The organism is Arthrobacter sp. fls2-241-R2A-172 (genome assembly GCF_030208885.1).
Classification (GTDB): domain Bacteria; phylum Actinomycetota; class Actinomycetes; order Actinomycetales; family Micrococcaceae; genus Arthrobacter.
The window spans coordinates 14691-26264 of the sequence record NZ_JARVTB010000009.1 but is presented as its reverse complement, the minus strand read 5'-3'; the positions used below and the strand labels follow the sequence as shown (position 1 = coordinate 26264).

Genomic DNA, 11574 nt, shown 5'->3' with positions numbered 1-11574 from the left:
TTGGCTTTGACTGAATGCCTAGCGGCGGACCACCGGGTTGGAGAGCCGGCCGATGCCTTCGATCTCCACTTCGAAACGATCGCCTTCACTGACCAAGCCAACGCCGGCCGGGGTGCCGGTCATGATGACGTCGCCTGGAAGAAGCGTGAAGGCGTGCGAGACGATGGAGACGAGCTCGCGTACGCCGCGGATCATCTGGTTGGTGCTGCCGTCCTGGCGGAGTTCACCATTGAGGCGGCCCTGGATGGACAGGTCTTCGTGATCCAACTCTGTCTCGATCCACGGCCCAAGCGGCGCAGAGGTGTCAAAGCCCTTGGCGCGTGCCCACTGAAGGTCCGTCTTCTGAACGTCGCGTGCCGTGAGGTCATTGCCGCAGGTGTAGCCGAAGATCACGTCATCCGCGCGCTCTTCGGGAACGTCCTTGCAGATGCGGCCGATGACGACGCACAGCTCAGCTTCGAAGGAAACTTCCTCCGAGAACTCAGGAAGGACGATGGGATCATTCGGGCCGATCACGGACGTGTTGGGCTTGAGGAACAGCAGCGGCTGCTGGGGAACTTCGTTGCCAAGTTCCGCGGCATGCTCAGCGAAGTTCCGGCCAACACCGATCACTTTGCTGCGCGGAATGATCGGGGCGAGGAGCCGCACGTCCTCAAGCTTGTGCTTTACGTGGGTACGTTCGACGCCATTGAAGAAGGGGTCGCCGTTGATGACAGTGATTTCCTCACTGCCGGCCTCGCCTTCAACAACGCCGTAAAGGGGATCAGAATCAACTACAAAACGGGCGATACGCATGGGCCCAAGCCTACCGTCACGGCTCAGCTTCGCAGGTAATCCAACTGGGCCGCCACGGACGTCTCGGCCGCCCACCTGACGGAAGGGTCGACGTCGGGATACACGGCGTCGGTGACTGCCGCGATGGACGCGTCTTGGCCAAGGCGGTCAAGGGCTGTCCTGATCTGGTCCAGTCGCTGCTCACGGTGATTGCGATACTCCCGGCACTTTTCGTCCAGGGCAGGTAGCACGGGGCCATGTGCCGGGAGGAGTGTCGCGGGCCCGAGTGCCTCCAGCCGATCCAAACTGGCCAGGTAGTCCCCCAGCCTGCCGTCCGGATAATCCAGCACAGTGGTGCCACGGCCAAGGATGGTGTCGCCAGTGAGGACCGAACCATGAGGGCCATCAGCGGGGAGATGGAAGCACACCGAGTCGGAGGTGTGGCCGGGCGTAGCGATGACGCGGATTTCGACGCCGCCAATTGTCAGCACTTCGCCGTCGGCGAGCGGTTCTCCACCATGGCAATACCCGGGCAGGAAGGCACGCACCGGTGCGCCGGTCAGTTGGTGGAATCGCGCTGAAGCTTCAGTATGGTCCGCGTGCCGGTGCGTGATGAGTACGACGTCGACACCTCCTGCCGCCGCCAGCTCGGCCAGGTGCTGCTCGTCCTCGGGTCCCGGGTCCACAACGGCGACACGGGCGGAACCGGGCGCACCGATGACGTAGGAGTTGGTGCCATCCAAGCTCATCGGGCCCGGATTGGGGGCCAGCCGGAATCGCGTCAACCCACTGCTGCGCTGCAGGGAAGAGGAGGCGCCGCCCAGGGGTGCACTGCCTGGTGTGGGGTCAGCCGTTGTCGGGCTGCTGGAGGGTGAGTTGCGGGAAGGTGAGTTGCCGGAAGTCGCCATTGATTCAGAAGTCACCAGTCCATCTTGGCACTTCCCAACCCTCACTCACATCCCACCCTCTTCAACCCAACCCTCACTCACATCCCACCCTCTTCAACCCGCCCCTCACTCACACCCCACCCCCTTCCACCCAACCCTCACTCACACCCCACCCCCTTCCACCCAACCCTCACTCACACCCCACCCCCATCACCCCAACCCTCACTCACTTACTGGACAGCCGAAGTACGCTCGACGGCGATATTCGACGCCTACGGTTTGTGGCAACTTTGGCCGCTTGTACGCGGAAGGTGAGAGAGCGTCCACCGCAAACAGGCGGAAGGTGAGAGAGCGTCCACGGGAAGCAGGCGGGACGTGAGGGAGCGTTTGGATCAAACGGGTGGGACGTGAGAGAGCGTCCACGGGAATCGGGTGGGATGTGCCCGAGCGTTTGGATCAAGCGTCCGGGAAGCAGAACGGCGGCCCTTCCGCTTGATAACCAAGGGAAGGGCCGCCGTCGTGCGGTGGTATTTCGGGACGTCCGGAAGGCTAGACCAGGCGGGTGAGCCAGCCGTGGGTGTCCTCAACGGTTCCGGTCTGGATGCCCAAGAGCTGCTGGCGGATGGCCATGGTGGTCTCGCCGGCTTTGGCGTCCTCGGCACCGATGAACTCGGTGGCGTCCTTGAGGACACCGATGGGCGTGATCACAGCAGCGGTACCGCAGGCGAACACCTCGGTGATCTCGCCGGAGGCAACGCCATCGCGCCATTCATCCAGCGTGATCTTGCGCTCGCTGACTTCGCGACCCATGTCCTTCGCCACCTGGATGACGGACATGCGCGTGACGCCTTCGAGGATGGTTCCGCTCAGTGCCGGGGTGACAAGTGAGCCGTCCTTCATCACGAAGAAGACGTTCATGCCGCCGAGTTCCTCCACGGCGTCGTCGTTGAAGTGGTCCAGGAAGAGGACCTGCTTGCAACCGTTCGCTTCGGCTTCCTGCTGGGCGATCAAGGACGCTGCATAGTTACCGCCGCACTTGGCCGCTCCGGTCCCACCGCGGCCCGCACGGGCGTATTCACGGCTGATCCAGATGGAGACCGGCTTGAGTTCGCCACCGAAGTAGTTACCGGCGGGGGAAGCAATGACGCGGAAGGAGACCTCGCGTGCAGCACGCACGCCAAGGAAAGCCTCGGTGGCGATCATGAACGGACGCAGGTACAGGGCTTCGCCGTCGCCGGAGGGAACCCATTCCTGGTCCGCCTGGACGAGTTCACGGATCGCTCCGAGGAAGTACTCTTCCGGCAATTCGGGAAGGGCGAGCCGGCGGGCCGACTTGTTGAGGCGGGCGGCGTTGGCTTCCGGACGGAAGGTCCAGACGGAGCCGTCAGCGTGGCGGTATGCCTTGAGGCCCTCAAAGATTTCCTGGCCGTAGTGCAGGACCGCAGCCGACGGATCAAGGGAAATCGGTCCGTAGGGCTCGATCCGGGCGTTCTGCCAACCGCCATTGCCATCGGCGTCGACTTTGTAGTCGACGACGGCGGTGTGGTCGGTGAAGTAGTCGCCGAATCCCGGGTTCGCCAGGATGGCTGCACGCTCCTCAGCAGACTTCGGTGTTTCCGAAAGCTGCTGGCTGAATTCGACGCCATGGGCAGTCTGAGTCATGTTTCCTCCACAGTCAGCTACCTGGCAGGGCGAACGCGGCCCCGAAGGGTGTGGTTCAGCGATGGACCAGGGAAGCAGGTAAATAATTCAAGACAAGCTTACGCCTGAGATTTGGGCCTAAAGTGCGGCCGCAATGGCGTCACCAACGGCAGCTGTGCTGCGCGGCTCGCCGGTGCGGCTTTCGACGTCGGCGACTACTGCCGCTTCAATCTTGCGGGCCGCCGTGGTGTAGCCAAGGTGGTCCAGGAGGAGCACTGCGGAGAGGATGGCCGCAGTGGGGTCGGCTTTCTGCTGTCCGGCGATATCCGGGGCGGAGCCGTGGACGGGCTCGAACATGGACGGTGCTGTGCGGTCCATGTTGATGTTGCCCGATGCCGCCAAGCCAATGCCGCCGGTAACGGCTGCCGCGAGGTCGGTGAGGATGTCGCCGAAGAGGTTGTCGGTGACGATGACGTCGAAGCGCGAGGGCTCGGTCACCATGAAGATGGTGGCGGCGTCGATGTGCAGGTAGTCGTGGGTGACCTCGGGGAATTCCTTGGCCACTGCCTCGACGGTCCGCTTCCACAGGTGTCCGGCGAAGACGAGCACGTTGTGCTTGTGGACGAGCGTGACGTGCTTGCGCGGACGCCCGTTGGCGCGGCGGAAGGCGTCGCGGACAACACGCTCCACGCCGTGTGCTGTGTTCAGGGAAACTTCGGTAGCAACTTCGTGCGGAGTGCCGCCACGCAAGGTTCCACCGTTGCCCACATAGGGACCCTCGGTACCCTCACGGACCACGACGAAGTCAATGGTGCCTGGGTTTGCCAAGGGGCTGCCGACGGTTCCGTACAGCCGGGACGGGCGCAGGTTCACGTAGTGGTCGAGGCTGAAGCGGAGCTTGAGCAGCATCTCGCGTTCGATGATGCCCGACGGGATGCGGGTATCGCCGGGAGCAGCTCCGACGGCGCCGAATAGAATGGCGTCACGGGTGCGAAGGTCCGCCAGGACCTCCTCCGGAAGGGTCTCGCCGGTCTCAAGCCAGTGCTGTGCACCGAGCTTGTAGTGGGTCTGCTCGAGGGTGACGCCTTCCGCGGCGACGGCCTTTTCGAGGACCTTGACGGCTTCGGCGATGACCTCTGGGCCAATGCCGTCGCCTGGGATGACAGCGAGATTGATGGACGTTGCACTCATACGTCTATCTAGCCAAGCAATCCACATGCTGGTCAAAATCGTCTCACTCTGCGAACACCCCGTAGCGCCGGGTTCAGACCACGGCATGATGCCCTGACACTCCAGCTCCGCATAGAGTCGTATGCGTGGATAGCAGGCATGCAATATACGAATGGTTCCGGGTCAACCGCTTCAAAGTGGACCTTACGGCTACGTGCCTCCTGATCCTGCTCTTTGGGCCGGTCTATCTCCTTGCCGGGCACCCGTGGCTCGCCCTCCTTTCCTGCAGCCTCCTGTTGCCCCTCGCTTGGCGACGCACCCGGCCGGCCATGGCCGCCGTCGTCGTTATCCTTGTGTGCCTGGTCCAGTGGGCGGTGGGTGCGGAACCCGTGGCGGGCCAAATCGCGGTTCCGCTCGTCATTTACGCCACCGCCGCTTACGGACCTGCCTGGGCAAGCCGGACAGTGTTGCTCGCAGGGATGCTTGGCGGCATCATGCTGACCACACGCGAGTTCTCCAGCAGTGCCGAGTCGGGCATCATGGGCCTGACCATCGGGGCCCTCTATACGGTGCTGATTTGGATGCTGGTGCTGGTGAGTTGGACGTTGGGGGACCTCACCCGCGTTCGACGACTCCAGCTCCAGGCATTGGAGGACCGCACCCGGCGCCTTGAAGTAGAACAGCAGCAGGAGCGCCAGTTGGCCGCAGCTGACGAACGATCCCATATTGCGCGGGAAATGCACGACATCGTGGCCCACTCTTTGTCCGTAATCATTACCCAGGCAGACGGCGCACGTTACGCAGCCGCAGCGAAGCCCGAACTCGCCACCGAAGCGCTGGCCACCATTGCCGCCACAGGCAGGGATTCCCTGGCAGAGATGCGACGGCTGTTGGGCATCCTCCGCTCCGACGACGACTCCCCCACCCGCCCGCAGCCCCGCCTCTCGGACCTTGACGAGCTTCTCCTGGGTTTCCGCGCCGCGACACTGCAGGTGTCCTTCGACCAAAGCGGTGCTCCCCGCAGGGCGCTTCCCGCAGGAGCGGAGCTGACCGCCTACCGCATCATCCAGGAGGCGCTGACCAATGTCATGAAACATGCCGGCCCGAAGGCCAGTGCGCGGGTGACGCTCGCCTGGCAAGGCAGGGGCCTGCAGCTGGACATCCTCGACGACGGGCGGGGCGCCGCCGCTGATCCGCCGGCGGCAGGTGGCGGCAACGGCCTGCGGGGCATGGGCGAGCGCGTGTCCCTCTACGATGGTTCCTTGACCGCAGGCCCGGAACAGGGCGGCGGTTTCCGCGTGTCCGCTTTCATCCCCTATTCGGAGGCCTAACCCATGTCCGATGTTCCTGCGCCCATCCGGGTTGCCTTGGTGGACGACCAACACCTGGTCCGCTCGGGATTTGGCATGCTGATCAACTCCCAGCCGGATCTGGAAGTCGTGGCCGAAGCGGCGAACGGCATCGAAGCCGTGCAGGCTCTAGGGGCCACAGCGGCCGACGTCGTCCTCATGGATGTCCGCATGCCCGGGATGGACGGCATTGAAGCAACCCGGCGCATCCTTGAGCAGGCAGCAGCCCAACCCGCGGGATCGCAGCGCGCAGAGGTCAAAATCGTGGTGCTCACCACCTTCGATCTTGATGAGTACGCCTTGGCTGCCATCCAGGCCGGCGCGAGCGGGTTCCTGCTCAAGGATGCCCCGCCCGAAGAGCTCCTGGAGGCGATCCGTACCGTGTACCGTGGTGACGCCGTGATCGCACCGTCCACCACCCGTCGATTGCTGGACCATGTGGCGCCCCTTTTGAGAACGCAGACGCCTGAGCAGAGCGAGCACGCCGCGGCCGTCGAGAGCCTCACCGCCCGCGAGCGCGAAGTGTTCCAGCTGATTGCCCAGGGGCAGTCAAATCCGGAGATCGCGGCGGGCTTGTTCTTATCCGAGGCCACTGTGAAAACGCATGTTGGGCACATCCTGGCAAAGCTCGGCGCCAGGGACCGCGTCCAGGTTGTGGTCATCGCGTATGAGACCGGTGTGGTTGCGCCTGGGGCCTAGCCTCATCCCGGGTTCGTGCCGGGCTCAGACCACGGTATGAGGTGCGGCGCCCGGGAATCGGTCCCCGGCCCGATCCGGCAAGGGTGCACCGAAACCTAGCGTGGAACCATGACAACATTCACGCCTCTCCCCCACCCTTCAGGAACGAACCCGCCGCAGGGATCGGATGCCGCCCAAGCCCGTCCCGCCGTCGAAGCATTTGAGCTGACCAAAAGCTACGGACGCGCCGATACAAGCGTTACGGCCCTGAACAAGGTGTCGGTGAGTTTCGACGCCGGGAAGTTCACGGCCATCATGGGCCCCTCCGGATCCGGCAAGTCCACCCTCATGCATTGCCTGGCGGGCCTGGACTCGGCGGATTCCGGGCGCATTGTCCTGGGTGGCACGGAGCTGACCGGCCTCAACGACCGCCAACTCACGGCACTGAGGCGCGAACGGATTGGCTTTGTCTTCCAGGCTTTCAATCTGGTGCCTACTTTGACAGCCGAGCGGAACATCACGCTTCCGCTTGCGTTGGCGGGCACAACGGCCGACGCCGGATGGCTCAATACCGTTGTCAGCACGCTTGGCCTGAAGGATCGCCTGAAGCACCGTCCACATGAGCTCTCCGGGGGCCAGCAGCAACGCGTGGCAGTAGCCCGGGCACTGTTGACCCGTCCCGACGTCGTGTTCGGTGACGAACCTACCGGCAACCTGGACTCGAAGGCCGGCGGCGAAGTTCTTGCTCTGCTTCGCCGGAGCAGCCAGGAAATGGGCCAGACCATCATCATGGTGACCCATGATCCCGTGGCTGCAAGCTACGCGGACCGTGTGGTGCTGATGAGCGACGGCGGCCTGGTGGGGGAAATCCACGATCCCACGGCAGATTCTGTCCTGGCGGCCCTTGGCAAGCTGGGGGCGTAAGGCATGTTGCGCGTTGCACTGTCCCAACTGACTACGCATTACCGGCGCTTCGTGGCGATCGGCCTTGCCGTGATGTTGTCGGTGATGTTCCTCGCTGCCACCCTCATGGTGGGCGCAAGCACCAACGCGTCCTTGGGTGCGAGTATCGGCGAGGCCTTCCGTAAAGCGGACCTCGTGGCGACGTCCAAGAACGGCGAACCTTTCACCCAGGCCGCCGTGGTCGCTGCTGCTTCTTCGCCCGCTGTGGCTGAGAGCTACGCGGAGCGGTCGACGTATGTGACCTTCCAGGCCGGCGGGGGTGAGCAATTCGGCCGGCTCCGGAATGCTGCCCCCGTTTCCTTGGAGGGCGCCGTCCTCTCATCGGGGTCCATGCCCTCGCAGCCTTTGGAAGCGGCCGTGGATGTCAAGACCGCAGAGCACCTGGGACTTACCGTCGGCAGCACCCTGGAATTGCACGGGGCCGGTCCGGTCAAGAACGCCAAGGTGACCATTACTGGGCTGACGCAGGCCACGAACGACCCCTTCTCTTCTTCGGCAGCCCAACTAATAGCCTCCGAGTCGGTACTCAACGCGGTGCAAGACGCCGGAGCCGGCTATACGGGCTTGCAGTTCGCACTGAAACCGGGCGAGGACGTGTCCGCGGCGAAGGACTACATCTCCCGCCGGATGGACGCTGCCGGGGTGGTGTCGCCCGTCGTTGAAACGGCCCAGGAGAAAGTCACCTCAACGGTCGCGATGCTCAGCGCCGGGCAGGACCAGTTGACGGTGGTCCTGCTCGCCTTCGCTGGGGTGGCCATCCTCGTTTCAACCTTGGTGGTAGCCAATACGTTCTCTGTGCTCGTGGCCCAACGGACCCGGGAATTGGCCCTGCTGCGTTGTCTGGGCGCCGGGCGTTCCCAGATCCGCGGCTCTGTCATGCTTGAGGCCTTCGTGGTCGGGTTCGTTTCCTCCGTGCTGGGTGTCCTTGCCGCCACTGGCCTGATGACGGCGCTGATCGCCTGGGCCAAGTCACAACCGGAGCAGGCTTTCGCGACCCTGGCAGTCCCTCCGTCGGCCATTGTTGCCGGCATGGTGGCAGGCACCTTGTTGACCGTGGTTGCGGCGCTGGTTCCGGCCAAGGCGGCAACCGCCGTCGCGCCTCTTGCCGCCTTGCGTCCCGCCGATGACGCGTCCGTCCGGAACCGGCGTGGCAAGCTCCGGCTCCTCATCGGACTGCTGGCTTTTCTGGGCGGTGCCGGACTGCTGGCCTACGGCAGCCTGAACGTGGCGCTGCCGGTTGCGTTGCTGGGTGGCGCCGCGTCGTTCGTGGGCATCCTGCTCTGCTCCTCCCTTTTCATCCCCTCTGTGGTCGCCTTGGCAGGCCGGCTCGCGGCACCGGCCGGCGTGCCCGGCAAGCTTGCCGCCGTCAATGCCACCCGTAACCCGGCGCGTACTTCCGCGACGGCCGCGGCCCTGCTGATTGGCGTGACCTTGGTGTCCCTCATGATGACGGGCGCCGCGACGTCCCGGCAGGCGTTCAACGACACCCTGGCAGAGAACTACCCTGTTGACCTTTCCGCCCCAACGTCCGTGGACGGCACAGCAGACCCTTCCCAGGCGGTGGCCCGGATCAAAACCCTCGACGGCGTCAGCGCGGCGGTCCTCCTGCAGGCCGTGGGAACCTTGAAGGACGCGTCCACCCCCGATGGCGGACAGACCGTGTACGCCCTCCCGGGAGCCGACGCAGGATCGGTGGTGCGGGATGCCAACCTGAAGCCGGCCCCTGGCGTGGTGTACCTGCCCGAAGACTCCGCCGCCGGGCGCGCGAGTATCGGCACGACAGCCGGCGATATTTCACTCGATGCGAAGGTCCTGCGCACCCGCAACGTCCCTGCCTTCGTCGATGCAACCAGCATTACCTCCGCGGCGCTCCCGGAGACCCCTGGCATGGTGTGGGTGAAGTTAGGCGACTCCGTCCCGGCGGACCGGGTGCAGGCAATCCAGAAGGAGATCGCGTCGGCCCTCGGCGTCCAGGAACGCACTGTCAGCGGCGCAGCTCTCGAACGTGTGACGTTCAACAGCATCATCGATGTCCTGCTGCTTGTGGTCACAGGGCTGCTGGGCGTGGCCGTGGTCATTGCCTTGATCGGCGTGGCTAATACCCTGTCGCTCTCGGTTCTTGAACGGACGCGCGAAAACTCGCTGCTCCGTGCCTTGGGGCTGACCAAAGGCCAACTCCGCGGGATGCTGGCTATCGAAGCTGTGCTGGTGGCGGGAGTGTCAGCCCTCCTCGGCGCGGGCATGGGCATCGTCTATGGCTGGCTCGGCGCGCAGGCAACCCTCGGCGGCATGGCTACGGTGGTTCCCGCTGTGCCGTGGCTGCAACTGCTGGCAGTCTTCGGTGTGGCCGTGGTGGCCGGGCTGCTCGCATCAGTGATTCCGGCCCGGCGAGCCGCACGCTTATCCCCGGTGGAAGGACTCGCCACAGCCTGACGCTCCATCACCAAATGGCGCTCAAAACCGAACGCTCCCGCATTTCCTTCGGTCCTGCCGGGTGGAAATGCGGGAGCGTTCCGCTGATGGGGATGGTTCGTGGAAGAGCGCTAGGCTTCGGCGGGTTCCTCGAAGCGCGGGAAGACAGGGGCAGGTGCCGGCAGTTCAGTGCCAGCGACAATCGGCGTGGCGATCGCAGCGAACTGGCGTGCGTCACCTTCCGGCTGCCCGAGGACCTCAAGGAGCTTGGCCGACGACGACGGCATCACGGGTTGGGCGAGGATCGCCACGATCCGGACCACTTCCAACGTGACGTAAAGGACCGTGTTCATCCGTTCCACGTCTGTTTTGCGCAGCACCCAGGGGGCCTGTTCCGCGAAGTAGGCGTTGGTATCACCGAGCACAGCCCAAATGGCCTCAAGGGCGCGGCTGAATTCCTGCTTTTCGAACGCAGAACGCGCGATGTCCAGCAGTCCACCGGCCCGGGCCAGCAGGGCGTTGTCCTCGTCGGTGAACGCACCGGGCTTGGGTACCTTGCCTTCGCAGTTCTTTGCCACCATGGACAACGAACGCTGGGCAAGGTTTCCGAAGTTGTTGGCGAGGTCCGAGTTCATCCGGCCCACGATCGCTTCGTGGTTGTAATTGCCGTCAGCGCCGAACGGAACTTCGCGAAGGAAGAAGTAGCGGCACTGGTCCAGGCCGTACTGCGCCACGAAGTCCTGAGGTGCCACCACGTTGCCCAAGGACTTGGACATCTTGACACCGTTGTTGGTCAGGAAGCCGTGGATCATGACGCGCTTGGGCAATTCAAGCCCTGCGCTCATCAGGAAAGCAGGCCAGTAAATGGCGTGGAACCGCGAAATGTCCTTGCCGATCACGTGGACATCGGCCGGCCAGAACTTCCTGAACTGTTCGGACTCGACGTCTGGGTACCCCACACCCGTGAGGTAGTTGGTCAGGGCGTCCACCCAGACATACATGACGTGCTTCTCGTCGCCCGGGACAGGAACACCCCAGTCGAAGGTGGTGCGGCTGATGGACAGGTCTTCGAGGCCACGTTTGACAAAGCTTATGACCTCGTTGAAACGGGACTGGGGAGCACCGAACTCCGGCTGCTCGCCGTAGAGCTCCAGGAGCTTGTCCTGGTAGTTGGAGAGCCGGAAGAAGTAGCTTTCCTCAGCCGTCCAGGTTACCAGCGTGTCCGTCTCCTTGGAGTAACGGAGGCCGTCCTCCTTGACCACGGTGTCGTCCTCGACGTAGTACGCCTCGTCGCGGACCGAATACCAGCCCTCGTACTTGGACAGGTAGATGTCGCCGTTGGCTTCCATCTTCTTCCAGATGGCCTGCGACGCGGCGTAGTGGTCCTGGTCCGTGGTGCGGATGAAGCGGTCATGGGAGATGCCCAGGTCCTGGCTCATCTGCTTGAACGCCGCCGAGTTCCGGTCCGCGAGCTGCTTGGCAGTGATGCCTTCCTTCTCAGCGGACTGCTGCATTTTGAGCCCGTGTTCGTCCGTTCCGGTCATGAAGAAGACTTCATAGCCATCAAGCCGCTTGAAGCGCGCCATGGCATCGGTCGCAATGACCTCATAGGCGTGGCCGATGTGCGGCACGCCGTTGGGGTAGCTGATTGCGGTGGTGATGTAGAACGGGGATTTCTCTGGAGACGTCACTCTAAAAAG

The 11574-nt window shown here is 63.9% G+C and carries 9 protein-coding genes; 4 read left to right on the top strand and 5 right to left on the bottom strand.

Translation table 11 applies throughout. The features are described 5' to 3' along the window. Window positions 1-18: 18 nt before the first annotated feature. The 4 genes from QRM57_RS14240 to QRM57_RS14225 all read right to left on the bottom strand — a co-directional run bounded on the left by QRM57_RS14240 (window position 19) and on the right by QRM57_RS14225 (window position 4493). Complete coding sequence (locus QRM57_RS14240) at window positions 19-795, bottom strand: fumarylacetoacetate hydrolase family protein (RefSeq protein WP_257369079.1); 777 nt, start codon at window positions 793-795, stop codon at window positions 19-21. A 23-nt stretch (window positions 796-818) separates the two neighbouring features. Continuing rightward, entirely contained in the window at window positions 819-1697 is an 879-nt protein-coding gene (locus QRM57_RS14235; RefSeq protein WP_284987096.1) for an MBL fold metallo-hydrolase, read from the bottom strand. 513 nt (window positions 1698-2210) lie between these two features. Next, window positions 2211-3323: a branched-chain amino acid aminotransferase gene (locus QRM57_RS14230; protein WP_257369081.1), complete on the bottom strand. Its 1113-nt coding sequence runs from the start codon at window positions 3321-3323 to the stop codon at window positions 2211-2213. 117 nt (window positions 3324-3440) lie between these two features. Then, window positions 3441-4493, bottom strand: coding sequence for a 3-isopropylmalate dehydrogenase (locus tag QRM57_RS14225; protein WP_284987095.1), 1053 nt, complete (start codon window positions 4491-4493; stop codon window positions 3441-3443). A gap of 125 nt (window positions 4494-4618) precedes the next feature. Here QRM57_RS14225 and QRM57_RS14220 point away from each other — a divergent pair, with 125 nt between their 5' ends. The 4 genes from QRM57_RS14220 (at window position 4619) to QRM57_RS14205 (ending at window position 9895) form a co-directional block, all read left to right on the top strand. Continuing rightward, complete coding sequence (locus tag QRM57_RS14220) at window positions 4619-5803, top strand: sensor histidine kinase (RefSeq protein ID WP_284987094.1); 1185 nt, start codon at window positions 4619-4621, stop codon at window positions 5801-5803. Between the two features lie 3 nt (window positions 5804-5806). After that, a complete protein-coding gene (locus tag QRM57_RS14215; protein ID WP_235521533.1) occupies window positions 5807-6520 on the top strand; it encodes a response regulator in 714 nt (237 codons plus the stop codon). 108 nt (window positions 6521-6628) lie between these two features. Next, window positions 6629-7423, top strand: coding sequence for an ABC transporter ATP-binding protein (locus QRM57_RS14210; protein ID WP_284987093.1), 795 nt, complete (start codon window positions 6629-6631; stop codon window positions 7421-7423). 3 nt (window positions 7424-7426) lie between these two features. Further along, window positions 7427-9895 (top strand): ABC transporter permease, encoded by a 2469-nt coding sequence (locus tag QRM57_RS14205; RefSeq protein ID WP_284987092.1) that lies wholly within the window; start codon window positions 7427-7429, stop codon window positions 9893-9895. A gap of 110 nt (window positions 9896-10005) precedes the next feature. Here the strand turns inward: QRM57_RS14205 and metG are convergent, their stop codons facing one another. Next, window positions 10006-11565 carry a methionine--tRNA ligase gene (gene metG, locus QRM57_RS14200; RefSeq protein WP_284987090.1) on the bottom strand — a complete coding sequence of 520 codons (1560 nt, stop codon included), beginning with the start codon at window positions 11563-11565 and terminating at the stop codon, window positions 10006-10008. Window positions 11566-11574: the final 9 nt, after the last annotated feature.

Bases quoted from the DNA above. Each gene is read 5' to 3' on its own strand.
- QRM57_RS14240 (WP_257369079.1), bottom strand. From the start codon at position 795: ATGCGTATCGCCCGTTTTGTAGTTGATTCTGATCCCCTTTACGGCGTT.
- QRM57_RS14230 (WP_257369081.1), bottom strand. From the start codon at position 3,323: ATGACTCAGACTGCCCATGGCGTCGAATTCAGCCAGCAGCTTTCGGAA.
- QRM57_RS14225 (WP_284987095.1), bottom strand. From the start codon at position 4,493: ATGAGTGCAACGTCCATCAATCTCGCTGTCATCCCAGGCGACGGCATT.
- QRM57_RS14215 (WP_235521533.1), top strand. From the start codon at position 5,807: ATGTCCGATGTTCCTGCGCCCATCCGGGTTGCCTTGGTGGACGACCAA.
- QRM57_RS14210 (WP_284987093.1), top strand. From the start codon at position 6,629: ATGACAACATTCACGCCTCTCCCCCACCCTTCAGGAACGAACCCGCCG.
- QRM57_RS14205 (WP_284987092.1), top strand. From the start codon at position 7,427: ATGTTGCGCGTTGCACTGTCCCAACTGACTACGCATTACCGGCGCTTC.